Below are 26,698 nucleotides of genomic sequence, written 5' to 3'. Positions count from 1 at the left end.
AAACACGCAATCTCTATGCAAGTTATAACAAATGGACCACTTCAGCCGTCGCCGCTGAATATACTGCTGGGATATCTTCCGAATCGTGAGTATGCTTGGAGCGATGGACGGGTTTCGCTAATGACGATTGATTACACACTGAAACTAACTGACATCCTCACAATCGCTGCCATATTGATAGGTCCAATCACAGCACTGATGATTCAACGGTTCCTTGATCAGGGCAGAGAAGCTGATCGTCGCAAGGGAGAGCTGTTCCGGAGTGTTTGGGCGACGCGAGGATTTCCGGCGCGGCTACAACACCGACACGTAGACGCCCTGAACATGGTTGGGCTTGATTTTGCGGACAAACCAGCGGTCGTGACTGCGTGGAAAGAGTACCTCGACATGCTAAATACCCCAGAGCCAGCCGATGAAGGTCAGAAGACGCAGTTTTACAGGGATCGTGATGGAAAGTTTATCGACTTCATTTTCGCTATGTCTCAAACTCTGGACTATCAGGCCACGCGACTGGAAGTCCAAAAGCAGTATTACTCGCCTGTAGCTCACGGCACCTGGGCGGACCAAGAAGCGATCTTGCGCGACGGGATTACGAAGTTATTCAAGGAACACAATCCGATCCCTATCCGAATTGTAGATTCAAATTCTTCATAGCCTAACTCACTCTGGGCTTGGTCATTCAAACCTTGAAGAGTTGTAGATTGCATGCTTGTGCCCTGGATCGCATTCGGGTTCAACGTGCATATTGTAAATGCCAGCGTTAGCGCAAACCCAGCAGAAGACGAGCGGGGCATCGCAGGCTTTGCAGTGGTATCCCTTTTCAACGTCCATCTGCACGTCATCGAAGGGGTGTTTGCATGTGTGGGATTCGACGGCGGGCGCTGCTGGCCGCGCAACGATGCAAACGTGACCACTGCGCTGTACCAGGACATCCACACCGGACATCCAAACAGCCTTACTAGGCACAAGTGCGATGCCGGGGGTGAAGCTGGCCTTCAGTACGTCCACTCCAGATGTCCAGACTGCTGACATAATGTGTCCTTCTGCCTGTGAGGCGGGTTTCGACTGCTAACTTACCTTCGTGACAAGTCTAGGCCCCGGCGAGGCTGCTTGGGGAGCGTAATTAGGCTTGTTTGCCCGAATCGTCGCAGCAACATACGACGGCGAGAAGTGAGCATAGTGCTTCTCTGCAATGCGCGTGCCCGAGTGCCCTAGCTGATTGGCAATCAGTTGCAATGACGTGCCATTCATCGCTAGTAGCGTAGCGAATGTGTGCCGTAGATCGTGAAAGCGCACATGGCGGTTGATGCCAGCAGATTTCAACACTGTTTCCATACGCGATTGTTGGTGCGACTTGCCCCATGCTTCGCCATCGCTACGTCGAAACATCAAATCGCCCGCATCCTTCCCATCAATGTGTGTTGCAAAGAATGCAGCTTCATCGGGCGTAAGGAAGATACGCTTCATCTTGCCAGTCTTGGCTTGTATGACTGAAACCGCGCCTACCTGCACGTCATATGACGCGACTTTCATGCTGCACAGTTCGCCGTATCTGCAACCCGTTATCAACGCAGCCTGCACCAAGTCCCTGAAGTCCTGCGGACATTCCTGAATAAAACGGTTCGCCTCGTCCAAAGTCAGATACTCGTTCTTGGCGACATCGACGTTATCAAATTCTTTGACTGTTTCCCATGGTGCTTTGCTTGCGGTGTGCTGATTGTCGTAGGCACGATTGAGCAATGCGCGCAGATCGCGGAAGACTCGATTAGCTGAATCCCTGCGCTTACGCTGCGTCTCAGGGTCGTTTGGGTCATATACGATCTTGCTTTGTCTCGATGGCGATAACTTCTTTGTGGACTGCTGACGTTGTACGACCTTAAGCGGTGCTTTCTTCGCTTGATCATGCAGCCATCGTTCGATGCGCACTCGATTGAGTTTGTCGATTTCGATAGTGCCAAGCGTGGGAAGAATGTGCCTATCAACGTTGGCCTGAGACGTCGCCTTGGAGCGTTCGCTACCGCGCCAAACCTTGAGCCAATCACGCGCGGCGTCCGCCACGGTATATTTTCGGGTACTCACGCCTGCGTTGTTCGCCCGCTTCATCTTGGCAATCTCGACGCCAGCGGCCTTAATCGCGTCTTGATAGCTCATCTCATTGCTACCCATGCTTGCTGCGCTGTCGTCGGCAATCCCTAGCGATTCAAAGCGTCGCCCATGCTCTTTCGAGTAGTAGCGGACGATCCATGTCCCTTTTGCATCGCCTGTCTTGCGATAGCCAAGATGCTCCCCTGCCCCGATTGCATACCAGTGCGGCTCACGTTGGATTGCTAGTTTAAGCCGCTTGCTTTTGCTGCTGAGGTCTTGGTTCTTAGATGCGCGTGCCATTGGCGTTTTTCCCCGTACGGCAAATAATACGGCATATCTCAGGCGAACGCACACGAACTTAGACAAAAGTTTTGCGTAAGACACCAACGCTATGGCGCGCTCTTGAGCACTGCAAAAAGGGGATACCCCATGCAAACAACCAATAATAACAAGGTTTCTATAGTGTTCGCCTACGTTCGCTTACGACTGTGATTGATGACTGACCCGAACATGACTCGTAACACCAAAAGTTACAATTACCACATTCACACGGTGGAAGTCGTAGGTTCGAATCCTGCTGTGCCCACCATAAACCACCCAAAATGAAGACCTTACACACAGCCTAGAATTGGCTAAGCCGCTGACGGTACGCTTGACGGTACTGAATCGCTGTCTCCCATCAGCATGTCGAACTGTTTCCCGCTTGCGTCCCGCTTATCAGCAGAGACTGCACGGGTGAGAGTCATTGTGAAAGGGACAGGTAGCGTTTCGTTGCGGTCCGCTCTGAGAGAGATTTGGGAGGTAGTGCTGGTAAATGGAAGGGTCGGCGGCGAGCTTGACTGCGTCTTTGTCAATCATATTTCTCCAAGGTTTCTCCAAGTAGTTGTGCAGTGCCGGGCCGCTTGGAGTCGACCCGGACACCTAATATTCAACGCCGTCCGGTGACGCAGAATAATCTGATGGATACGCCAACTTAGACACTTTTGTGAGGAGTTTTTGACAGTATTGTCTCGAAAATAGTTTTCATATTTTTCGATCATTTCCTTCTAGCATTTGTAGTCGTTTTATTTGCTTTTATCCTCGCGCTGAGCGATTTCGAAGCGGAACGTATTCGAACCCAATTCGATTTCGCTACAGACAAGCTTTGGATAATACTGCTCACTCGTTTCGTCGCTCAAGTGAAGGGCTAAAGCAAGGGCTTCGGAGTTTCCGAGATTGGCGATGAACTGAATAACGCGCAAGAGAGAACAGGGCGATTTCTTAGACATGGGTTGGTGTTGAGGCTGTTTGGCATTTGAGGGAGTCTTTCTGCAATGTGTCGACGGTACGCAACGGTACGATGTGTTTGACTAAGGGTGACTTAGGATGCTTAACCGAGCCATCGGTGCTCCTATAATCAATAAGTTACGCTTAGATTGAGCCTTCACACGGTGGAAGTCGTAGGTTCGAATCCTGCTGTGCCCACCATCAAATCAACAACTTACAAAGACACGGCATATCGATTTGGTGCCATTTGGTGCCAAAGTTTTAAAGACTGGCACCAATTGCGCCGGTTTTTCCCGCCGCAAACCTATATGATCTGCTGCGGAGTCTTCGTTGCGGTGAGCATTTCATAGCACGCTCTCAGGGAGCTCTTGCTTGTACTCGTTCGCGGTGGTGTTCGCTCGCGAGTGCCGCAGGTGCGATTGAATGTCCTTCACTGAACCTAACCCCTGTGCCCTGGTGGCGATTGTCCGCCGGATCACCTGGAAGTTCAGCTTCGGGATATCCAAAGAATCCGCGAGAGGCTGTAAGACCGGTTGCGGTAGTTGGTCGCGTCCATGAACCCTCCACCAGCGTTTGGGAACATGAAGGCATCGGGCGTTGAGCCACTCTTCCCTGTGAGTTGTTTTGCTTCAACTCATTCTTCGCGCAGCAGGATCATCGGGTCGACAGCGAGCGCACGCCGGGCGGGAACCAAGGCGGCTACGAGACCTACGCAAAGCATGGTGAGAATGACACCGCCGAGAATGACCGGATCTTTCGGCGTGGCCTGATACACGATGGACGAAAGGACACGGGTTGCCAGGACACCGAGGATCATGCCAGATATCGATCCAATGGCAAGCAACCGGAAAGTACGTCCGAGCGCTGCACCAAGCAGTTCGTGTTGACCAGCTCCGAGAGCTATGCGGATACCGAGTTCGCGGAGGCGTTTGCTGACGGTATAAGCGGCCATGCCGAAGATGCCAGTGATGGCAAGCATCGCGCCCAGCAGGCCAAGCGCGCCGAGAGAAACGGTGGCTACGCGAGATGCGAAGAGTGCGGAATCCAGTTCGCTGTGCCAGGTTGTTATCTCAAGTGGTAGAGCTGGATCGAGACTGCGCATCGAGTGTTGCAGTGCTGCGGCGAGCTCTTTCGGGTCACGCTGCGAGCGAACCACGAGCCAAGTGTCGCTCGCAGGATGTTGGAGGAAGGAAAAGAACATGGCCGGCTTTGGATCTTCGGTCAAGGTTTGATATTTGCCGTCTTCCACCACGCCTACCACTTCCGCACGATCGCCGCTCCAGAACTTGAAGTGGCTACCTACTGCTTTGTCCACGGACCCGAAGACCTTGCGGGCAAATTCGCGATTTACGACGGCCACAATGGGAGCCTTGTCATCGTCGTGCATGGTTAAGGCTCTGCCGACGAGGAGAGCAGTTCCGGCGGCACGGAAATAGTCGGGCGAAACACTGAAGTTCTGGGCATCAGCTGCAGCGTTCGTCGGGCGAAAATCGGTGGTGGCGTCGGTGTACACGTCGGAATCTCCTCCGCCGATGCTGAGCGGAAGACGATTGGCATATCCGACAGAGTCTACACCGGGGATCGCGGCGGCTGCATCGAGCATGCGTTTCTGCATCGGCACGCGCTTGTCGGCATCATATCCAGCCATCTTCAGATCGGTCTTTACCAGCATCACGTTCTTAGGCTGAATACCGTAGTTGCTTTGCAGTGAACGAGCCAGGCCACGCACGGCGACAAGCGAAGCGGTGACCAGGACAGCGCAAATGGCGATCTGTAAACCCAACAGAACGTCGCGCAGTGTAAAGCGGCGTGAGCCGCCGAGGCTTGTGGACCCGGAGCGGATGATCTGCCAGGGATCGGAGCGAAGAATCTGGCGGATAGGGACCAGGCCAAAGAACAAGCCACTGAAGACAGCCAGCAGGAAGGCCAGAGCGTAGGTATTCACATCCGGATTTACCGGTATGTTGATCGGGATATTCGGAATCGGCCGCCATGTGCTGAGAGCGCGCAGGATGACTACGGCTCCAGCCGTGCCACAAATACCTCCGGCCAGAGAGACCAAAATGCCTTCCGTGATGAGCTGGCGGAAGATGAACTTACGGCGCGATCCCAGAGCCATGCGGACTGCGATTTCGCGTGAGCGATCCGCGGCGCGCGCGGCGAACAGGCTACCAAGATTGGCGCATGCGGCAAGCAGGATAAGACCTGCGAGGAGCATGAGTCCGAACATAAAAGCGCGCGTGGGCCGGCCGAGGGTATTCCCGGCGAGTCCGGGGCGGGACAAGGAGAATTTGATGCCATCATCGGATTTGGGATAGGTTTTCGCGAGCGAATTTGCGATGGTGTTCAAGTCCGCAGTAGCTTCGGCTGGCGTTACTCCAGGCTTGAGGTGTCCTATCGCCCAGGCGCTATGGTTGCCACGCTCTTCGAGCGAAAACCAATCAGTAATTTGGGGCGAATCGACGATGGGAGCCCAGAGATCGGGCGCGAAGAAGAGTTCGGTGCCGCGGAAGCCCGGCGGTGCAACGCCGATGATGGTGAAGGGATGCTTGTTGATCTGAACAGTGCGGCCCACTGCAGCAGGATCCCCGTTAAAGCTGCTGTGCCAGAGCGCATAGCTCAGAACAATCTCGGGCACGCTGTTCGGCCCATGTTCTTCAGAAGCATGGATAAACCGGCCAAGATAGGGCTGGATGCCGAGGGCATCGAAGTAATTGCCACTTACGGTATAGGGCCAGACTACGGAGGGATTTCCGTGGCCGGTATCGAGCCCAACGCCACCCATGATGTTGTATAGCACCAGCGAGTCGAAGCTGCGATTTCTGTCACGCAGATCGCGGTAATCCGGATAGGACTCCGACGGAGATGAATCTGACCCGTAGGCGCGTTCCAGCATGAACAGCGTCTCAGCGTGCGGCACGTTGAGCGGCCGCAAAATCAAGGCATTGAGTACGCTGAATACGATTGCATTGGCGCCAATGGCGAGTGCCAGTGTGGCCACGGCAGTTAGAGCGAATCCAGGCGCCTTTTTCAACTGTCGTAAAGCGAGTCGTATATCGGCGTTCACGCTTCCCCCTCGTCACGCATCATCGCATTTTTTCCTTGGGTTCCCGGGCTTGTATCGGTTGTACGCGCGTATGGAGGCGGCGGTTCCATTTGATGTTGCCAGTTCCTAGCCAGGGATAACCGGTAGATCAGCACAAAGACTGGCAAGCATCCTCCATAGGTGGCTGCGCGGTTGAAGCTGACTGAGCTAACGCAAGAATGTTGTGTATGTGTTTGGACAAGTTCGAGGGCTCTTAAGCCTCAGCGATGACGGCGATTGAAACCTTGAGGCCCGGAATGCGTGCCGGAAGCTTGGCACCTTGGCGTGCCGGTGGATTCGAGGGAAACCATCGCATCCACTCCTCGTTCATGCCCGCAAAATCATCCTCGTCCGCCAGAATGACCGTAGCACTGGCGATCTTTTCCATTGATGTTCCAGCCGCTTCTAAAATGGCGGCGATATTGGTCAGACATTGCTTTGTCTGCTCTTGAACGGTGGTCCCCTTGATCTCACCCGTCTCGGGCTCTATTGGCGCTGTGCCAGAAACGAAGACGAGACCTGCTGCCTTGACAGCTTGGCTATACGTCGGTTACGGCTTTGCCACCTTAGAGGTAAAGACAACTTGGCGCGCCATAATGAACTCCTTTGGAACTCTCACTGAAATATGCGAACTGGCACCCAGGAATTATGATGGGGCTTCATAGCCACTTTAGGCTATTGCCAAATCGCCAATGCAGTCACCGACTACTGCGTGCTGAACTGTGTACTTCGGAACTCAGGGGGCGTTATGGAAGTGCACCTGATTGATGGAACCTACGAACTCTTCAGACATTTTTACGCCCTGCCATCCGCTAAAGACAGCGAAGGCCGCGAGGTGGCTGCAGTGCGCGGCGTCCTCGGTTCACTTTTAGGAATGATGCAGGTGGGTAAGACGTACATCGGGGTTGCGACCGACCATGTGATTGAATCCTTCCGCAACCGAATGTGGCCTGGATATAAGACCGGGCAGGGCGTGGACCCCGAGCTGCTAGCCCAGTTCCCATTGCTGGAAGAGACGCTTCGCGCACTCGGAGTAGTGGTGTGGGCGATGGAGGAGTACGAGGCAGACGACGCGCTGGCATCGGCAGCTTTCCTCGCACGAGAGGACACTCGAATTGAGCGTGTCGTCATCAGCACCCCGGATAAAGATCTTGCTCAGTGCGTTCAGGGAACGCGGGTTGTGCAACTCGACCGGCGCCGGCGTCTCGAGCGTGACGAACAGGGCGTCATACAGAAGTTCGGAGTCAGACCAGGCTCCATTCCAGACTACCTCGCCTTGGTTGGTGACGCAGCAGACGGCTATCCGGGACTGCCAGGATGGGGTGCGAAGTCTGCTTCAGCCGTTCTATCGCATTTTGGCAGACTGGAAGCCATCCCACCTAACGCACAGGATTGGCACGTGAGCATCTCCAATCTGAAGAGCCTCTCCGAAGTCTTCAACAGTAAGCGCGATCTGGCCTTTCTCTTCCGAGACCTTGCTACGCTTCGAACTGATCTTCCGCTCTTCGCCACTGTGGATGCTCTGCTCTGGACGGGGCCAACGCCTGCCTTTCCTCCCTTGGCACATCGCCTTGACAACGCTAAGTTCTCGGTGAAGCGCGCTCCGCGTTCCCATGGAGATGGCAAGAGTTGACCCACACAAAGCCTGTGTGACTCCGCCAATCTTCCTCCAGCGAGCAGTAACCAAACTACAAGCCGAGACCAGTACTAATCGTTGGCGAAGCCCATAAACTGCAGAACCGAAGGCAGTTTCGCGTTCGCTTTCGCTTTGATATATGTTCAGAAAATGCGCATCCGCAGCTTGCGAAGGCACAACGCTACTTCGTCACATTTCCTACCACCCTATGCCGAAGGCCAGGTGTTCTGGTTTTGGTGTGGTGATTGTGGTGCTCTGGTTATTGTTGTCGTCGTAAGAGAAGCCGTATGCCAGCCCTCCAATTGAGTGTTTGTGCCAAAACTTCGAGTAGAAGTTGGCTGGTGACGCGTTGTAATAGGCCGAGACGCTGGCCCAGTTGGCTGGGGTGAGAAGGACGCCGCGGTTGGTCGCGGAGCATATTTGGTTTTCCAACTGCAGTTGAACGGCATTTTCATCCTGGAGCTGTGGAGTGGTGCCCGGAACACCGCTGGCCATCGTGCCTGCACATTCGAGCACATCTAGTGTCGAAGGCTGTTGCACAACGAAGATTTCGCCAGTGTGAGATGAGGTTGGGTTGGTCTCAGTGAACGTGAGTGTCGATCCCGAAGACGTACCTGTAAATGTTCGACCATTGAGCGTTATCGAGAGCGGTGTGGTGTTGTAAGACTTCCAGGAACCAGCGATGTAGCTGTCGAAGTAATTCGCGTTTGCTCCGCCGGAAGCCAGGGAGAGCTTGGACGGCGAGAGGATGCGAAGGTTCGACATCGTGGGCGGCTGGAATTGAGTTGGTACCTGGCTGGCGAACTCACTATCGATTTGGGCGATGGATTCGGTAATGCCGACTTGCTGGTGGAATGTTCCACCTGCACCCCAGACATCGAGTAGCAAGGGCAGACCGAACTCATCGACCTGTGTGGTGTTGATGAATATACCGTTCTGGTTGTTGAATTCGTACCAGTCGAAGTTGGTGCTGATGTTGGGATCGGTTGCATTCTGGGGGTTAGGGCCGGCGTAGCCGGTGACGTTGCCGTTGCCGTCTCCGTTGACCTGAACGTACAGAGGTTGGCCGAGCGAGATGTACGCGCGGGCTGAGATGAAGGTAGGAATCTTCAGCAGCTTGCTTTGGGCGAGGGTGAAGGAGTAGTTGCCGTAGCTCTGACCGTTCTTGGTGAGGTGACCGGTGGCGGAGCGGTCGTTGAGGGTGAAGTCGACTATTGTGCCGTCTGGAGTCAGATAAGAGAACTTGCCAGTGTTGGGGTCGATTCCGATTACAGTGACGTACACCTGGTTGTCTGGCCACACTCCGCCGGTGTTGTTGTTTAGGTCGACTCCGATGAAGCCGGGATAGATGGTGTAACCCGAGCCGGAGTTGTTGACAGTAAGAGTTGCCGGTGTTGAATTGACCGTTCCACTGCTATTGCCAATGATGACGCTGTACTGATTCCCGTTGTCGGTCGTGGCAAGAACAGGAGTGGTGTAGCTGGCGGAGACGGCGCCCGTTATAGGGGCGTTGTTCTTTAGCCACTGATAAGTGAAGGGGCCTGTGTCACCGGCGACGACTGTGAAGGTGGCAGTGCCGCCGACGTTGGCTGTCTGGTTGGCAGGCTCGGTGGTGATGGTTGGAGCACTGCCAGCACCGTAGACCTGAAACTCATAGATGGAGTAGCCGTACGGTGACGAGCGAGTGGTTCCGAATATGCGAACGTAGCGTCCGCTTGCGGGTGCGAAGGTGATGTTTTCCACCCCACCGGTGCCGTTCGATTCGGAATAGACAGTTGTCCATGCTTGTTGATCGTTCGAGACCTGAATCTGGTAGGCCTTACCGTAGGCGTTCTGCCATTGAATGACGACTTGCCCGATCGTCTTCGGCGAACCGAGGTCGACCTGCAGCCACGAGGGATCCACGAAGGCCGACGACCAGCGAGTGGTTGCATTGCCATCGACTGCGTTGGTTGGCCCAAGGCCAGCGTTCTCGTTGCCGCTTGAGGTGGCCGGTTGATTGAGCGCCAGATTTGTGCCCGTAGGCGCGCTGGAGTTGACGGTCAGGATCGCCGCGGTGGAGGTGGTGGTGCCGCTGGTGTTTGTGACAGCGATGGCGAAGGTGCTGCCGCTGTCCGCCGACATCACGGTAGGCGTGGTGTAGCTGGTTGTTGTGGCGCCCGGGATGGCGACGCCATTTCTCAGCCATTGGGAGGTGAAGGGGCCGTCTCCGCCGACCGTGGCGCTGAACGTTGCGGTACTACCGCTGTTCACTGTTTGGCTGGCCGGCTGGGTGAGGATCGCCGGCACATCTGCGCCGTAGACCTGGAACTCGAAGAGCGAGTAGCCATACGCCGTAGCCCTGGTGATGCCCAACAGGCGGATGTAGCGGTTGACGACGCCCGGGAAGGTGAGAGTCTCCACACCGCCGGTGCCTGCGTTCTGCGTGGCAACGGTGGTCCAGGTCTGCTCGTTATTCGACACCTGAATATTGTAGGCCTTGCCGTAGGAAGCCTCCCAATAGAGGACCACCTTGTTGATGGTCATTGGAGAGCCGAGGTCCACCTCGAGCCATTGGTTGTCGGTAAAGGCTGACGACCAGCGAGTGGTGAGATCGCCGTCCACTGCATTGAGCGGGCCAAGTCCGGCGTTCTCGTTGCCACTGGATGTTGCAGGCTTGCCCAGAGCGAGGTTCGCGATACCGGCCGCCGCGTTTTGGGGAGGTGGATTGACCGTCAGCAGAGCGTTCGAAGAAGGAGTCGAAGCAGCGCCATTGCTGACGACTACGCTGAACAAGCTGCCGCTATCCGCCACCGAAAGAGCCGGCGTCGTATAGGTGGCACTCGTCGCACCAGGGATGTTGGCCCCATTGAGAAGCCATTGGAAAGTGAATGGGCCAGTACCGCCCGCTACGACCGTGAACTGTGCCGTGGCGCCGCTAACTACCGTTTGGTCGACAGGTTGGGTTACGATCGTCGGCGCGAGAGGCCCGTACACCTCGAACTCCCAGAACGAGTAGCCGTACTGTGAAGAGCGGGTCTGCCCCTGCATACGCACATAGCGCGCATTCACGGTTGGGAAGGTGAGGTTATCGATTCCTCCCTGTCCATTCTTTTGTTGAAACGCCGTAGCCCAGGTTTGTCCATCGGTGGAGGTTTGGATCAGGTAAGACGTGCCATAGGCACTCTGCCACCGAATAAGGACTTGTCCGATGGGCTGAATGGAACCGAGGTCTACCTGAAACCACTCGTTGTCTTCGAAGGCAGACGACCAGCGCGTGTTGAAGTTGCCGTCCACGCCATTCGTTGGCGGAAAAGAGCCGCTCTCATCGCCGCTGGATGTTGCGGTCATTTTGAGCGCCAGGTTGGAGCCGACAGGAGCGGGGCCGTTGCCATTGCCAGTACAGGCTGTGGCGTTGCCGCAGGTCGGAGGAGGGGGAGGAGGAGGATTGCCTGTACCGCCTCCGCCTGAGTTGTTCGTTACGGTGAGCACAGCAGCGTTGCTGGGGACGGTGCCGCTTCCATTGGAGACGACGACGCTGAAGGAGGTGCCGTTGTCGGTAGCGACAGTTGGTGGCGTGATGTAGACGGCTCCGGTCGCACCAGTGATTGGATTTCCGTTGCTGAGCCACTGGTAGGTTGGCGCAGGCGTGCCGCTAGCGACCACCGTGAAGGTTGCTTGTTGTCCTACGTTGACCGTAGTGGGTTGTGGCTGCGTTTGGATGACAGGGGCCTGAGCTGCAGATGTGCCCACAGTGCAGAGGGTGGCGCCTGGGAAGTTATTGGTTACATTCTCGGTGGCGCTGCCGTCGAAGTTGACGATCGCGGTTTCACTCGCATCATTCGGATCGACGGTTGAGGTCCATGTGCTCCAGGTACCGGGGAAGGCACACGACGCGTTGTTGTTGCCACTGATGCCAAGCGCTTCAGGCTCGGTGGGAAGACGCATGTTGATGCTCTTGCAATAAGCTGCGGCAATCACGCCGGTGAACTGCGATCCGATTGTGTTGTCGGTCTGGATGGTGCGGGTCCAGGTGAGACCAAGCAGGTTATCGAGCACCAGGTTGGGGTTGGTGGTGTTGATTGTGTAGCGCTCGTTTGGGCCGCCGCATTGTGCGACGTTGTAGACCTGGAACTCATAGATTGAGTAACCGTAGTTGCCACCACGCAGTGTGCCGAACATCCGGACATAACGGGCCTGAACGGTTGGGAAGTTGAGGGTCTCGGTTCCACCTGCACCGGCGTTGTTAGTGAATGCTACGTTCCAGGTTGGGTTGGTTGATGGGTCCTGGTTGGTGTACTGAATCTGGTACTGCGCTGCGTATGCATTCTCCCAGTTGATGATGACCGTATTGAAGGCCTGTACCGAACCGAGATCCACCTGCAGCCAGGACGGATCGACGCCCGTGACAGGAGGTGTTGGAGCTGCACCAGCGGTCGCCGATCCCCAGCGGGTATTGAGGTTGCCGTCGACTGCGTTCTCTGCGCCCAGGCAGCCTGCGCCGGAGAGAGGTGGCGTTGTCGTTGCATCGTTGCAAGCGTTTTGCGAGCTGCTGGAGGTTGCGAGCTTATCCAGGGCCAGATTGATTCCTGGAGGTGCAAGCGTCAGTTGCGCGGCGGCGCTCCTAACGGGAGCGTTGGCAGCGTTGTTGACCGTCACTGTGAACGCACCAACATTGGCGGCGCTCATTGCGGGGATGGTGTAGGTGATGATGTTCGAGCTCTGCGTGTTGCTGAGAAGGATGGTGGCATTGCCGCCCTTGGGAGTGAACTGCCACTGATACGTGTAGGGCGCAGAGCCGGCTACCACAGCGGTAAACTGCACCGGTTGGTTGGCAGCAACGATCTGACTGGCAGGCGAGGTGGTGATGCTTACCGGCGCGGGGGCGTTGACTGTAAGCGTCACCGTCGACGATTGAAGCTGGCCGAGGGGGTTGCTGACAATGACATAGATGCTGGCTGTTCCGACGGTGGTCAGTATGGGCGTGGTATAGCTGGGCTGCGGGCCGGATGCGACCTGCACACCATTCTGAAACCACTGGTAGTTGATCTGAGGCGAACCGGTGGCACCTACGGTGAAGGTTGCAGACTGTCCGACTACAGCGGTTTGTGCGGCAGGTTGCGCGGTGATGGCGACTGCTGCCGCCTGATCCACGGTGAGTGTGACGGGGATCGATGTGACCTGCCCGAAGTTGCTACTGATGGTTACTGTCACGCTCTCGCCGCTTTGCGCGAGCGTGGTGGCTGGCGTGGTGAAGGTGGGGCCGGTTGCTCCCTCGACTTCACTTCCAGCCACAGACCATTGATAGCTGAGTGTTCCGGAACCGCTGGCCGCAACGGTAAAGGTTGCAGGAAAGCCAACCGTCACCTTGGTATCCACAGGCGGCACAATGATCGCCGGCGGCTGCGATTGAGGAGGAGCCGGTGGCGTGACGGAGGTCAGCTGAACGCTGCTGCTCGCGAGCCCCGGTGCTGTTGCCGTCACCGTTACGGTTCCAGGAGTGAAGGTGCTGCGGAGAGCGATCTTCTGCAATCCACCGTCGAAGTTCAGCTCGGGGTCGCCCGGCGCGTGGAAGAATCCGTAAGGCAAGTTGCCGATGTCTGTGCTGTGTGCCTTGGAGAATGCATCCTGGTAGTAGTTGGTCCATGATGGGTCGGCAACCAGTTGCTGCGTGCCGCCCATGTAGGTGGCCGGTCCTGTCACCGTGAAGGTGACGTTGTCGTCTGCGGTAGGTACGAGGTTGCCATTTGCGTCCTGTACTTCTGCCTGCACGAAGGCTGCGTCGGAGCCATTCGAGGTCCATTGGAAGCTGGTGCCGTCCGGCTTGACCACTTCAGGAACAACCGAGAGCACGATTTTGTTCTCAGCGCCGGCTGTCTCCACCGTGTAGGTCACACCCGGAACTACGTTGCCGTTGCTATCCAGGCACTCTGCCGTAACTGTGCCCGGAGCCCAGTTCACCATCCAGTGAACCTGGCCAGGAATAACTGTGCTGCTCTGGCTTAGATCGGCGTGCGAGTTTATGTTCCAGGGATTGGGAACCTGATCAGCGAGCGCGGCGCCGGTGACTGGATCTTTGGCGACGCCATTGATCAGCAGGCGAACCGAGGGACAGTTGCTGAAGGCATTCTCCTGAATCGGGGTTCCAGGGGTGTACTCGTAGGCGCGATTCCAGTGATGCGCCAGGTGAACGACCGGCTTGATCGAGTAAGGTACCCAGTTGGCCTGATAGATGTAGTAGAGCAACCGGGGGAAGCGGTTCTGATCCACGGAGGAGTAGCCGAGCGAACGCACGAGATGAACCATCGCCGGCTGATTTTGAAACTCCGCCCAAAGACTATCCTCGCCTGGTGTATCAGCAAAGTACCACTGTGCCATGCCGAAGGCATTGGCTTCTTTGCCTTGACGCCAATCGTCGAGATATGGCGCCGCAAAAGCCAACTCGTAGTCGTAGGCGTAGACAGTATTGGCGCCTGTGCCGGTCTGAGTACCGCGGCCGGTGCCCATGTTGTCCCAATACTCGGCACCAAAGGCGGGGTTGTTCGGATTCTGCCCTTTGATTCCTGCCTCGCAGCCAGCACCATCGCATTCTCCCATGTAGGCGTACGAAGGCGAGTACGTGCGGTCGGATTGCACACGCGGATTGATGTTGTCCCACGACGTTTCTATGGTCGCAAGCTCGTTGGCCAGTGTCTGATTCATCCCGCCGTTATCTTCTTCCCAGGCAAGAATCGAAGGATGACTGCGATCGCGAACGATCATGTCGCGATGCACCTCCTGCTTCAACTGGAGATCATCCGCCGTTGGATTGGATGAGGCATTCCAATAGCCTTCGCCGTCTCCGCTTGGCTGGTCGATCATGATGCCGTAGGCGTCGGCAGCCTCCACCATCTCTTCACTGCTGGTGGAGTGGCCGGGCCGCCAGATGTTACCGCCTTGGGCCGCAATCTGCGCCATGTCGCGCCACCACTGCTCATCCGGAACCGAGGAGCCAAGGGCCGGATAGTCGTACCGGCTCGCACCGCCCCAAAGATACATGGCATGACCGTTGAAGTAAGGAAAGTTCACATCCCAGGTGATGGTGCGGATACCCAGCGGGCTCTGAAAGGAATCCACCACAACTCCGTTCACGCTGACGATGTGGTAGACCTTGTACATATACGGCTTGCCGTAGATCGAGTTATTCGGATACCACAGGGTCGGATTTGTAACCGTGATCATTTGATCGAACATCGGCGCCGGCGTAGAAGGAAACGTGTTCGACGTCATCGGCGACACCGATTGTGTAATGGGCGGCGCGGTCACGACTACGTTTCCGCTCGCGTCCACAATCTGCGTGGTCAAGGTAACTTGCTGGGTCGATGCTGTCTCGTTGACAACGTTCGTTTGCACTTCGACAACCGCTGAAGCTGCAGTCGCGGTCCCTTCCGCAGCAGGAACCTCGGAGACCGTGCCGACGTAGGTGCCCCAGGTCTTCTGGTTGGAGTACACATTGAGCGGAATATGGACTGGATTGGTTACATATAAAAAGACGTTCCGGAACAGGCCGGCCATGGCCTGGCCGAAACGGAAGGCGCCGGAGAAATTAGGCTGCTCAAACCATGCATCGCCTCTGGACACGTCGACTGCGATCACATTGTCCGTGACACCGTCGGTATGCAGGTACGGCGTGAGATCAACAACGACAGGGACAAAACCGACCACGTGTGTCGCCTGCGCATCAGCAGCGACCGCGCTGATGCCGTGCAGCAAAGTACCGTTGATGAAGACCTGAACTCCAGTGTGCGTGCCTTCGAGATTGAGCAGGAACTTCTGGCCAGAATACTTTGGATCCACCTTGAAGTGCAGACGGTACCAGTTCTCTTGGCCAGTAAGAGATCCCTGGCCGCCACCGGAGTCTTGATTGAGGAATGTGCGCAGTATGTTTGCGTCATAGGGCAGCCCAACCTGACGCCAGGCTGGATCCGAACTCTCCACAAAACTGGTGGTCGAATACGCTGTCGAATTTTTTGTATTCTCGAACCACCATTGACTCTGCGGCGCATTCGACGCTGAGGCGGCGTCTCCGATGTACTCTGGCACTCCCGCCGCCAGATTGATCGTGAATCGCTGCGAGAGCGGTAGCGTGGTCTCCACCTGCTGCGCACCTGCCAAGCTTGGGCAAAGCATTACCAATAGGAACAGGAGCATTGCTGCGACTGCCTGCATCCTGCCCCCTTTCAAGGTACGGGGGACGAGAGGTTCCATTCCGACGGGCTCCGAACGGCGTTGCCGAACGATGACAAGAACCTCAGGTGTTTCCGTGTTGGATCTGTTTTGCAGCGAGGAGACGAAGACGGACATGATGCTCCTTTTTGTGAACACATACATTTGCGATGTTGAAACCCACAAGATACAAGTCGCCGAGCCGTCCGGCAGTTTGACTAGAAGCCAGTCCACGACCCAACTTGCCGAATATCCGTGCGGTCGCTCGGGGACCAAAGCCCGCGATTTCGCGTTCCTAGTCGTGGCGCGGTTAGGGCCGTTTCATTTCAAGGCCAGGTTTGAAACAGTCTTCAACCGTAGGCTGGACTGTGCACATTCCACGGGTGCCGCAGAAACTGCCGCAGCGTCTTCCCTATTTTGATTACGTCTCTGTTTAAGGACGTCAGCGAAGTATCGTGCGCAATCGCGGTAGGGGAAAAATCAAAGAAGAAAAAAAACCAAGCAGACAAATACCAAACACAACGTGCGTGCAGTCTCACTGGTCGTCCTTATAGAGGTTGTGATCAATAATGTGAACCCATGCGACTAAGAGCGCTGGCAACGGGCCTAATTACCTAGAACAATGCAGATTGTGCCATAGATAAGGCGTAGGAATGTTACCTTTACGTTATTTAAATGTTGTTAGTGAGTTACTTTGGGCACTATATAGTCACAAGCCTAAACACGCGTCAGCGACGGATATAAGTGCTTTCCGCCATCGGCACTGGAGTTCAGTGACTCGGCAGACGCCTCTGAGATACCGCATGGAGACTCAGCTGTGAGGGCGCAGAAAGGGCACAAAACTCGCGTCTTACACGGCTTATAGGGTCTTATATGAGGGCTAAGTAACTGTATTTGCATCAAGTTAGTCGAACACACGGTGGAAGTCGCAGGTTCGAATCCTGCTGTGCCCACCATATAAATCACACGTTAGCCGATATTCAAAACCTGAACATCAAAGAGCCTTCAGGTCGCGATCACTTTGCACGCCCACACTGTGAAAACGCACAAGCGAGTACTCACAAAGGCTATCGGACTTCAGCGCTGCTGACCTTGACGACCTGCTCGACCTGGGGGGTCACCATCGCGCTGGTATCCTTCATCGCGGCGATGGCCTTGTCATACCGGCCGGCCATGAAGTTACCGCGAATGCGTGCCATGTCTTCCAACATCTTGATGCCATCTTTCAGGTAGCTCATGCGGCTGCGTTCGTCATGACCCCAGGTGACCGGCACCTCGCGAATGACATACTTCAGCTTGCGAGCGATGAACAGGATCTCAGGGTCGAAGCCCCAGCGTTCGATGGTCTGCAGGCGAAAGATGACCTGAGCCGCGGAGCGCTTGAATGCCTTGAAACCGCACTGCGTGTCTTTGAATGGCAGGCCCATGACGGTCCGAGTTACCCAATTGAAACAGCGGCCGAAGAACTGCCGGTAGAGGGGTTGGTGAATCGTCTGACGGGTCCTGTCCATCCAGCGGGAGCCGATTGCCACATCTGCCCCATCGTTCAGGGCGGCGATGAGGCGTTCGGCCTCTTCCATCGGAGCCGACAGATCAGCGTCCGTGAACATGACAATCTCACCTGCAGCCTGGAGAAGGCCATTGCGCACAGAGTAGCCTTTGCCGCGGTTGCCGGGGTTCTGCACGAGGTGAAGCCGCGGATGTTGTGTCATCCAACGTTGCACGATAGCAGCGGTATCGTCGGTTGAGCCGTCGTCGACGACCAGTACCTCGGCATCCCAGCCCTGTTCCGCGACACATGACAGCACCCTATCCAGAGCATGCTCGATACGGGCGCTCTCGTTGTATGCCGGAATTACAATACTCAACTGTGGATGTGCCATACCGATCGCCAGACTTTCTTCCAATTACTGATTCCAGAGAGATATACGGAGGGTGCCGCGATTTATCATACTGCAATGTTTGACGCCTGAACTGCCTCGTTTGGCTCTATTTTTCACTTTGCCTGCATTTCTCCCTCCTCCTCGGTCCTCGAACCGCAACTCCCACCGCCATCGAGGCTCCTGCTAAACTCCACAGCATGCCGGAAGACTTTTCAACACCCCCGCCACCGCCGCCGCCATCGTTTCCCTACACACAAACTCCTGCCTATCCTTATCCGCCACGGCAAGGCTTCCCGCCTCCGCGCCAACGCTCTGCATGGTTTTATATCGGGATCATCGCCGGCTCGCTGGCCGCAGTGTTTCTACTCGTCACGTTCATGGTCTGGGTCACGGCGCGTTCGGTCACCGGAAGTTCGGCTGGCCTGGGATTAGCTTCAAACAGCATCGCCGTAATCGACATCTCCGGTGCGATCCTGTCTCCTGAAACCATCGACAGTCAGCTGCGCAAGTTTGGGGATGACTCGTCGGTAAAGGCCATTCTTCTCCACATCAACTCGCCCGGCGGTGGAGCCGCTGCCTCGCAGGAGATCTACCACGAGGTCCTCCGGGTGCGGCAGGAGAATCATAAGAAGGTCATCGCCTCGATCGAGTCGGTGGGCGCATCAGGGGCGTATTACATCGCCAGCGCCTGCGACAGGATTTACGCCAACGATGCCTCCGTTGTCGGATCAATTGGAGTGATCATGGAGTGGACCAACTACGGCGACCTGCTGCGCTGGGCCAAGTTGAAGAACGTGGTCATCCACGCCGGAGAGTTGAAGGACGCAGGCGACCCGAGCCGCGACCTCACGCCCAAGGAACAGGCCTACTTTCAGTCTCTGGTAGACAACATGTACACGCAGTTTGTGCATGACGTTGCGACGGGGCGTCATACCTCGGACGAGAAGATCAAACCGCTGGCGACCGGCCAGGTGTGGACGGGGCAGCAATCACTTCCACTGGGCTTAATCGATAAGGTCGGCGGCTACCGAGTGGCTCTGATGGAGACTGCCAGGGAGGCGGGAATCTCCGGGGAACCAAATGTGGTGCGCCCGGCAAAAAATAAACGAGGGCTGTTCGCCCTGCTCGCCGACGACGGCGAAGACCTGTTCCCGAACCCCAGTCAGTTGCTGAACCATGCTCCCGGTTTTTACTTTATGTGGAAGTAAGGTACGGTCCTTCAGTCTTTACCTCCCTAAGATACTGTCAGGACACGACAGAGCCCCGAAATAATGGGGCTCTTTTTTGTTGATCCTTCGACCGGAAGGCCGGATTTTGCATCATATGGCCAATGTTCACTGCACTCATTCTTTTGACTTCTTGCACAACCTTTTAGCCTCCATCCCGTCTACAATCAACAACAACGGATTGCTTTCCCGGCCCCTATCGCCCTCCCCCCAGTACGAAAGGAACCCACTATGACTAAAGCCGACCTTGTTGATAAAGTGACCTCTCTTGGAGACCTGACCCGCCGTGACGGGGAGGTTATTGTCGATACGCTCTTCGAGGCTGTCATCGGAGCCTTGAAAACCGGTGACAAGATCGAGATTCGCGGCTTCGGAAGCTTCCGAACCCGTCAGCGAAATGCCCGAACGGGCCGAAACCCTAAGACTGGAGCCAAGGTCGATGTTCCGGCGAAACGGGTTCCCTTCTTCAAGCCATCGAAGGAGCTGCGTGACTCGGTCAACCCGAACGGCGCGGTGAAATCCAGACCTGCGGCCGCTAAAAAGGCAGTCGACAAGGAACACATCGATCCGCATCACCCTCCGGCGATGTAATCGCGGCGAAGGCTGTCTGCAAGCGTAGCGGGTGCTTCGGCACCTGCTGTTTTACTTTGGAATTCAGGCTCTTTGGAATTTAGGATCTTGTCACTCGGCCATACCTTCCAAAACCACTGGCGAGATTGGCTCCGTGCCGAACTCTCCCTCCCACTTGGCTACAACGACGCTGGCGAGGCAGTTTCCAACAACATTGACGGCCGTGCGGGCCATATCGGCTAGCGCGTCGATGCCGAGGATGACGAAGATCGGCTCGGTAGGCAGACGGAACGTGGCCGCTGTCGCAAGCAGGATGACCAGCGTTGCACGCGGAACGCCCGCGACTCCTTTACTGGTCAGCATGAGAGTCACCATCATCAGGAGTTGCTGGCCAAGCGACAGATGAACGCCCGCTGCCTGCGCCACGAAGATACTGGCAACCGCAAGATAGAGCGTCGAGCCGTCCAGGTTGAAGCTGTAGCCCGCAGGAATGACGAACGCGACAATCCGGCGCGGAACGCCGAGGGCCTCCATCGACTCCATCGCGCGTGGAAGGGCCGCCTCGCTGGTAGAGGTGGCAAAGGCGATCGTCGCAGGCTCCGCAACAGCCGCGAGGAATCGCCGAACCGGCACACGAAAGAGCAGTGCCGCCGGCAACAAAACTAGGAGGCCGAAGCCTACCAACGCGCCATACAGCGTCAGGAGAAGTTTGCCTAAATTCGCTAGCACTCCAAGGCCCATCTGGCCGACGGTGAAGGCCATCGCTGCGCCTACTCCGATGGGCGCAAAGTACATGACAACATTGGTGAACTTGAACATCACCTCACTTAAGCTCTCGAACAGATGCAAAACCGGAGCCCGTTTTTTCTCATCGAGGCTTGCCAGCGCGATCCCGAAAAAAACCGCAAAGACAGCCACCTGGAGGATCTGACCTTCGGCAATCGACTTGGCGATATTCTCCGGAAAGACGTGGAGCAGAAAATCCTGCCAGTGAGTAGGGGGTGGCGATGCGATCGTCTCGCTGGAGGTAGCCGGAGGCAGAGAGAGGCCCACTCCGGCATGGCTCAAGTTGATCGCCGCGAGACCGATAACCAGCGCCAGCGTCGTGACGACTTCGAAGTAGATCAGGCTCTTGATCCCCATCCGGCCCACGCTCTTGAGATCGCCATGACCGGCGATGCCGGTCACCAGTGTCGCGAGAATCAGCGGCGCGACGATGGTCTTGATCAGCCGCAAGAAGATGTCGCTGAAGACGCGGAGGCTGATCGCCAGCGCGGGCGCATCGAAGCCGAGCTCCGCCCCCGCCACCATCGCAACAAAGATCCACGGCGTCAGGGAGCGGCGCTGAAGTGCAAACAGAGCCAGAAACACGATGGCGACACATCGCAGGGCGGCGGCTCCCGCATGGTGAACTACGGGACCATGAATCAACCCCAGCAAGATTCCGGCAGAGAGGAAAATCACAGCCGCAAGCAACAGAAAGCGCTGAAAGTTCGTCTTTAACATCAGGTGCGAAGAATATCAGTCTTCAACAGAAAGCAAATGCTCTCCATACCCTTTTCGAGCGCTGGTAGCATACACACTATGCTACGCGTCAGCTTCAACAGCATCTTGTTTTGTGCTATTGCATCTTCTCCTTTGATCGCTCAAAGCGGTGCCGGATCGGGGATCATTGCCACCTCTGGTTTCGACTCCCTGGCACAGAGTCCCGGGATCGTCTCCAACCCGCTGTCCCAACCGACACTTACGCCTGGGGCTCTGGTGTTGCTCGAATTAGAAGGCCGCTTTTCGCAGGCGGTTGCCGAAGGCGGGGGCAAAGCCTTCGGCAGCTGGTTCGCAGAGGACGGAGTTACTCTTAACAACGGTAAGCCGGCGATTCTTGGCCGCACCGCTATCGCCGCGCAGGCCCAATGGGACCCAAAGACCTATCAGCTTAGCTGGACTCCGCAAGGTGCCCAGATGGGCCCTTCCAACGATATGGGATTCACCTGGGGCCACTATGAAGGCCGTAGTAAAGACAAAAATGGCGAGCCCGTCGTGATCTCTGGCCGCTACTTCACCGTATGGAAGAAGTTACCCAACGGCACGTGGAAAGTCGCCATGGACGCGAGTGCCGAAGAGCCACCTGCAACGGGGGAGTGTTGCACCCTTCCAAAGCCGTAAATCATTGCTGCAACAAAAGTAGGAGTGCGCAACCCTTTGCACATACCCTACGATCGAACTGTTGAAATGAATGCTCTCCTGGTCAAAGACGAAGCGTTGCGAATCGAGGCCCTCAACCAATATGAGGTGCTCAACTCTGCGCCCGATCCCATCCTGGACGACCTGACGAACCTGGCTGCCCAAATCTGTGACACACCAGTCGCAGCTATCTCGCTGATCGGTTCGGATCGCATCTGGCTACGCTCGCGTTTTGGCATCGACTCGCTGGACGTTGCACTTGGCAGCCTGCCCTGCGAGACCACTATTCTCGGCGACACAGTCTACGAGATCTCCGACGCACGCAACGACCCCGACTACGCTCCCGATGGCATTCTTATCGAGGGCGGTCTCTACCGGTTTTACGCAGGCGCACCACTGACAACTCCCGGCGGAGTAAGCATTGGAGCCTTGCTCGTGCTGGACCGCCATCCCCGCACACTGACGCAGGCTCAGTCTTCGGCGCTCAGCGTCCTCAGCCGCCAGGTCATTACACGTCTGGAGCTCAACGGCCGCATCCGACAGATGGATCGCGCAGCTCGTTCACGCCAGCGCGTAGAGTCCGCTCTCACCGTGGAGCGAAACTTCGTCTCGGCGGTTCTCGATACCGTAGGCGCACTGGTCGCCGTATTCGATCCGGCCGGTCGAATCGTCCGTTTCAATCGCGCGTGCGAGAACGCGTCGGGTTACGACTTCCCTACCCTTGTGGGCCGCTACGCGTGGGACAAGCTGATCCCGCGCCAGGAGATTCCCGAAGCCATCGAGACCTTCGAACGTCTCCGCTCCGGTCACTTCCCTGCCGCGTACGAGAATCAATGGCTCAACCGTGACGGCAGCATACGACGCATCGCGTGGTCCGCAACCGCACTGACCGATACGCAGGGACAGGTCGCGTTCATCATTGCAACCGGCATCGACGTGACCACGCAACGCGCTGCCGAAGCCACCCTGCGCGAGAGTGAAGCCCGTTACCGGCAGCTCGTCGAAGGGTCGCTGGGTATGGTTTGCACCCACGACCTGCGCGGAACACTTCTGTCGATCAACACCCACGGCGCCGAGACGCTGGGGCGCACAATCGGGGAGATGAACGGGCACAATCTTGATGAGTTCATCGTGCCCGACAAGAAGGCCGCGATGCCTGCCTACCTGAAAAAGATTGGCGAGACGGGAGAAGCACAGGGCCTCCTCCACCTCTCCCACAGCGACGGAGATATGCGCGTGGTCGCCTACCGGAACAAACTGATCGTCGTGCCCGGGCGCGCACCGTACGTTCTCGGTTTCGGCGTTGACATCAGCGAGCAGGTTCGCGCAGAAGGCAGGCTCCGCACTCTCACACGGCAATCCGACTCCATCCTCGAATCGGTTGGCGACGGTATCTACGGCATCGATCTCGAAGGGAAAGTGACGGTCGTCAACTCCGCCGCGGCTCAGATGCTCGGCTACAAGCAGGAGGAGATGCTGGGCCGCAACATGCATCAGCTGATCCACCACACACGCGTAGACGGCACGCCTTACGCCTCCGCCGACTCACCGATCCGCAAGAGCCTCACCAACTTCGCAACCGTTCGTATCTCGAACGAGATCTTTTGGCGCAAAGACGGCAGCTGCTTCCCTGTGGAGTATGTCGCGAGGCCGCAGATCGACTCGCAGTCTCCCGATTCGAACGGACTCAAAGCTCTCGGTGTCGTTGTCGCGTTCACCGATACAACAGAGCGCCGCGCCCTCGACCGCATGAAAGACGAGTTCATCTCCACGGTCTCCCACGAGCTTCGCACGCCGCTTACCTCGCTTCGTGGAGCGCTTGGCCTGCTCGCCGGAGGTGCACTCACCTCTCGCCCCGAGAAGACCCAACAGATGCTCGAGATCGCCATCAGCAACTCCGACCGGCTCGTGCGTCTGGTAAACGATATTCTCGATCTCGAGCGCATCAGCAGCGGTAAGACAGAACTCCATTCAACGATGTGCAGCGCCGAAGATCTGCTGCGACGGGCCGCTGGCGTTCAACAGACACGCTCTCCCCGCCCGAACATCCGCATCTTCTTCGCCGCCCATGGCGTCAACGTCTGGGCCGATCCCGACCGCATTCTGCAGACACTGAACAATCTCATCTCAAACGCTATCAAGTTCTCTCCCGAGGGCAGCGAGATCCACCTTACAGCGCGCAATCTCGACGAGAATGAAGCGCTGATCGAGGTTCGCGATCAGGGCCGGGGCATCCCCGCCGATAAGCTCGAACATATCTTCGACCGCTTTCAGCAAGGCGATGCCTCGGACTCACGCGCTATGGGTGGCACAGGCCTCGGCCTCGCAATCTGTCGCAGCATCATCAACCAGCACCGCGGACGCATCTGGGCCACCAGCGCGCCCGACCAGGGCACCATCTTCCACTTCACTCTCCCCACTAAACCCAGCACCAACCTGCGTTAGAGGCCCGTCACTCATCGCCCTCGCGCAGCTTCGCGATCACGGTGAAGTCTTCAAGCGTAGTGGTATCGCCCTTCACCTCGCCGGTGGTTGCGAGTTCGCGCAGCAGTCGCCGCATAATCTTTCCGCTGCGTGTCTTCGGCAGAGCCTGGGTAAAGGTCAGATCGTCCGGCCGGGCAAGCGCGCCGATCTCTTTCGCGACCCATTGCCGCAACTCCTGCCGCAGCTCCTCACTCGGCTCGTGACCACCTTCCAGCGTGACAAATACGGCAATCGCCTGCCCCTTCATCTCGTGGGGCCTGCCGACCGCAGCCGCCTCCGCAACCTTCGGATGGGCGACGAGCGCCGACTCTACCTCCATCGTGCCCAGTCGATGGCCGCTAACGTTGATGACGTCATCGACACGTCCCATCAGCCAGAAGTATCCGTCCGCATCGCGGCGCGCGCCGTCGCCGGTAAAGTAGCTGCCCGGAACCTCGCTCCAGTAAGCTGCCTCATAGCGGGCCTGATCGCCATAGATGGTTCGAGCCATGGAAGGCCAGGGCTTGCGTACAACCAGAAGCCCTCCGTGGCCATCGGGAACAGGATTGCCTGCCTTTGTAACCACTTCGGGAACAATTCCAAAGAATGGCCTCGTGGCAGAGCCCGGTTTGGTTGCCACAGCGCCGGGGACTGGAGCAATCATGATAGCCCCGGTTTCGGTCTGCCAGTAGGTGTCAACGATGGGGCAGCGCTCCTTGCCGATCATGCGGTGGTACCACATCCAAGACTCGGGATTGATAGGCTCGCCTACCGTGCCCAACAACCGCAGAGAGTCGAGAGAGTGCTTCTTTACCCATTCGTTCCCCCACTTTGTGAAGGCCCGAATCGCCGTCGGGGCAGTGTAGAACACAGTCACCTTGTGGTCGTCGATGATCTTCCAGAAGCGGTCGCACTCCGGCCAGTTGGGGGCGCCCTCATACATCAGTACGGTCGCGCCGTTCTGCAGAGGGCCATAGACAACATAGCTATGCCCTGTAACCCAGCCAATGTCGGCGGTGCACCAGTACACGTCATCATCACGCAGATCGAAGATGTATTTGCTGGTGAGATAGGTCTGCACAGCGTAGCCGCCGGTGGTATGCAGCAGACCTTTCGGCTTGCCGGTAGTTCCGGAGGTGTAGAGCAGATACAGCGGGTCTTCTGCGTCCATCCACTCCGCAGCGCACTCCGCTGAAGCTTTTTCCATCTCCTCGTGCCACCACAGATCGCGACCAGACTGCATCTTGACCGGCGAACCCGAGCGGCGGAAGACGACGACATGCTTGACTGTCGAACACTTCTCGAGCGCCTCGTCGACAATTGCCTTCAACTGCACCTCGGAACCGCGGCGATAGCTCGTGTCCTGCGTGATGATTGCGACGCAGCCGGAGTCATTGACGCGGTCCGAGATAGCATGAGCGGCAAAGCCGCCAAAGATCACAGAGTGCACCGCACCAATTCGTGCACAGGCAAGCAACGCAATCGCAAGCTCAGGTGCCATACCCATGTAGATCGCAACTCGGTCGCCCCGTCGGATCCCCCGCGACTTCAGGACATTTGCGAAGCGCTGCACCTGCTCATGCAACTCCCCAAACGTTAGCTTGCGGATCTCCCCCGGCTCGCCTTCCCACAACAAGGCGACTTTATCCTTGCGGTCTCCCAGAGCGTGACGATCGACGCAGTTATGCGAGAGGTTAAGTTTGCCCCCGACAAACCATTTTGCATGTGCCCCTTCGCCGTCCATCACCCTGGTCCACGGCGCGAACCATTCCAGCTCGTGAGCGGCTTCGGCCCAGAATTCCTCCGGATGATCCACGCTGCGCCTGTACATGGCCTCGTACTGCTCAAGACTCTTGACATGAGCCTTCGCGGCAAACTCCGGCGGCGGGGGAAATACGCGGTTCTCTCGCAGACTTGAATCCAGATCCGTACTCTCTTCAGACATCTCCCGCACAATCCTCCATGATTTCATCCAGCAAGGTGAAGGTACCCTATACAACTCAACCCGGGCAACCCGCCGTTACATTTTGATGATATCGATGCCATTCGAATCATGTATGGTGGTTTGCGCATCTAGACGTTCATGAAATTCGCCGCTCGTAGTTGCCTTTTGTTCGAC

At 56.9% G+C, this 26,698-nt stretch carries 12 protein-coding genes and 1 pseudogene; 6 read left to right on the top strand and 7 right to left on the bottom strand.

Annotation, left to right across the window (positions count from 1 at the left end):
* Window positions 1-120: 120 nt before the first annotated feature.
* A complete protein-coding gene (locus HDF10_RS05400; RefSeq protein WP_183811139.1) occupies window positions 121-654 on the top strand; it encodes a DUF6680 family protein in 534 nt (177 codons plus the stop codon).
* Between the two features lie 414 nt (window positions 655-1,068).
* Here HDF10_RS05400 and HDF10_RS05395 read toward each other — a convergent pair whose 3' ends face one another.
* From HDF10_RS05395 to HDF10_RS05385, 3 genes and pseudogenes are all read right to left on the bottom strand, one after another.
* The gene (locus HDF10_RS05395) at window positions 1,069-2,385 is read right to left on the bottom strand and encodes a tyrosine-type recombinase/integrase (RefSeq protein ID WP_183811137.1); all 1,317 of its coding nucleotides are present in this window, start codon (window positions 2,383-2,385) and stop codon (window positions 1,069-1,071) included.
* A 1,600-nt stretch (window positions 2,386-3,985) separates the two neighbouring features.
* A complete protein-coding gene (locus HDF10_RS05390) occupies window positions 3,986-6,418 on the bottom strand; it encodes an ABC transporter permease (RefSeq protein ID WP_183811135.1) in 2,433 nt (810 codons plus the stop codon).
* A 232-nt stretch (window positions 6,419-6,650) separates the two neighbouring features.
* Window positions 6,651-6,971 (bottom strand): annotated as a pseudogene (locus tag HDF10_RS05385) (RidA family protein); the annotation flags it as partial.
* 213 nt (window positions 6,972-7,184) lie between these two features.
* Between HDF10_RS05385 and HDF10_RS05380 the strand changes: the two are divergent.
* Window positions 7,185-8,069, top strand: coding sequence for a 5'-3' exonuclease (locus tag HDF10_RS05380; protein ID WP_183811133.1), 885 nt, complete (start codon window positions 7,185-7,187; stop codon window positions 8,067-8,069).
* Window positions 8,070-8,270: 201 nt separating this feature from the next.
* On the opposite strand, the gene HDF10_RS05375 is transcribed toward HDF10_RS05380, so the two are convergent.
* Entirely contained in the window at window positions 8,271-16,187 is a 7,917-nt protein-coding gene (locus tag HDF10_RS05375) for a galactose-binding domain-containing protein (RefSeq protein ID WP_311732669.1), read from the bottom strand.
* A 1,136-nt stretch (window positions 16,188-17,323) separates the two neighbouring features.
* Complete coding sequence (locus HDF10_RS05370; protein ID WP_183811625.1) at window positions 17,324-18,139, bottom strand: dolichyl-phosphate beta-glucosyltransferase; 816 nt, start codon at window positions 18,137-18,139, stop codon at window positions 17,324-17,326.
* Between the two features lie 197 nt (window positions 18,140-18,336).
* Here HDF10_RS05370 and sppA point away from each other — a divergent pair, with 197 nt between their 5' ends.
* Both sppA and HDF10_RS05360 read left to right on the top strand, forming a co-directional pair.
* The gene (sppA, locus tag HDF10_RS05365) at window positions 18,337-19,347 is read left to right on the top strand and encodes a signal peptide peptidase SppA (protein ID WP_183811130.1); all 1,011 of its coding nucleotides are present in this window, start codon (window positions 18,337-18,339) and stop codon (window positions 19,345-19,347) included.
* Window positions 19,348-19,596: 249 nt separating this feature from the next.
* The gene (locus HDF10_RS05360) at window positions 19,597-19,956 is read left to right on the top strand and encodes an HU family DNA-binding protein (RefSeq protein ID WP_183811128.1); all 360 of its coding nucleotides are present in this window, start codon (window positions 19,597-19,599) and stop codon (window positions 19,954-19,956) included.
* A gap of 90 nt (window positions 19,957-20,046) precedes the next feature.
* On the opposite strand, the gene HDF10_RS05355 is transcribed toward HDF10_RS05360, so the two are convergent.
* Window positions 20,047-21,441: a dicarboxylate/amino acid:cation symporter gene (locus HDF10_RS05355; RefSeq protein ID WP_183811126.1), complete on the bottom strand. Its 1,395-nt coding sequence runs from the start codon at window positions 21,439-21,441 to the stop codon at window positions 20,047-20,049.
* Between the two features lie 132 nt (window positions 21,442-21,573).
* On the opposite strand from HDF10_RS05355, the gene HDF10_RS05350 reads away from it, so the two are divergent.
* Together HDF10_RS05350 and HDF10_RS05345 are read left to right on the top strand one after the other, a co-directional pair.
* Complete coding sequence (locus tag HDF10_RS05350) at window positions 21,574-22,098, top strand: YybH family protein (RefSeq protein WP_260177618.1); 525 nt, start codon at window positions 21,574-21,576, stop codon at window positions 22,096-22,098.
* 66 nt (window positions 22,099-22,164) lie between these two features.
* Complete coding sequence (locus tag HDF10_RS05345) at window positions 22,165-24,561, top strand: PAS domain S-box protein (protein ID WP_183811122.1); 2,397 nt, start codon at window positions 22,165-22,167, stop codon at window positions 24,559-24,561.
* A gap of 7 nt (window positions 24,562-24,568) precedes the next feature.
* Here HDF10_RS05345 and acs read toward each other — a convergent pair whose 3' ends face one another.
* Window positions 24,569-26,524 (bottom strand): acetate--CoA ligase, encoded by a 1,956-nt coding sequence (gene acs / locus HDF10_RS05340; RefSeq protein WP_183811120.1) that lies wholly within the window; start codon window positions 26,522-26,524, stop codon window positions 24,569-24,571.
* Between the last annotated feature and the right edge of the window lie 174 nt (window positions 26,525-26,698).

The sequence above is a fragment of the Tunturiibacter empetritectus genome (assembly GCF_014201375.1).
Lineage (GTDB): Bacteria > Acidobacteriota > Terriglobia > Terriglobales > Acidobacteriaceae > Edaphobacter > Edaphobacter lichenicola_D.
Note: the sequence above shows the minus strand (reverse complement) of the source record. Positions and strands in the feature narration are given on the sequence as shown.

Excerpts from the sequence above, each read along its gene's own strand:
- HDF10_RS05395 (WP_183811137.1), bottom strand. The coding sequence starts at position 2,385 with ATGGCACGCGCATCTAAGAACCAAGACCTCAGCAGCAAAAGCAAGCGG.
- HDF10_RS05370 (WP_183811625.1), bottom strand. The coding sequence starts at position 18,139 with ATGGCACATCCACAGTTGAGTATTGTAATTCCGGCATACAACGAGAGC.
- acs (WP_183811120.1), bottom strand. The coding sequence starts at position 26,524 with ATGTCTGAAGAGAGTACGGATCTGGATTCAAGTCTGCGAGAGAACCGC.
- HDF10_RS05400 (WP_183811139.1), top strand. The coding sequence starts at position 121 with ATGACGATTGATTACACACTGAAACTAACTGACATCCTCACAATCGCT.
- HDF10_RS05345 (WP_183811122.1), top strand. The coding sequence starts at position 22,165 with ATGAATGCTCTCCTGGTCAAAGACGAAGCGTTGCGAATCGAGGCCCTC.
- HDF10_RS05355 (WP_183811126.1), bottom strand. The coding sequence starts at position 21,441 with ATGTTAAAGACGAACTTTCAGCGCTTTCTGTTGCTTGCGGCTGTGATT.
- HDF10_RS05380 (WP_183811133.1), top strand. The coding sequence starts at position 7,185 with ATGGAAGTGCACCTGATTGATGGAACCTACGAACTCTTCAGACATTTT.
- HDF10_RS05360 (WP_183811128.1), top strand. The coding sequence starts at position 19,597 with ATGACTAAAGCCGACCTTGTTGATAAAGTGACCTCTCTTGGAGACCTG.
- sppA (WP_183811130.1), top strand. The coding sequence starts at position 18,337 with ATGCCGGAAGACTTTTCAACACCCCCGCCACCGCCGCCGCCATCGTTT.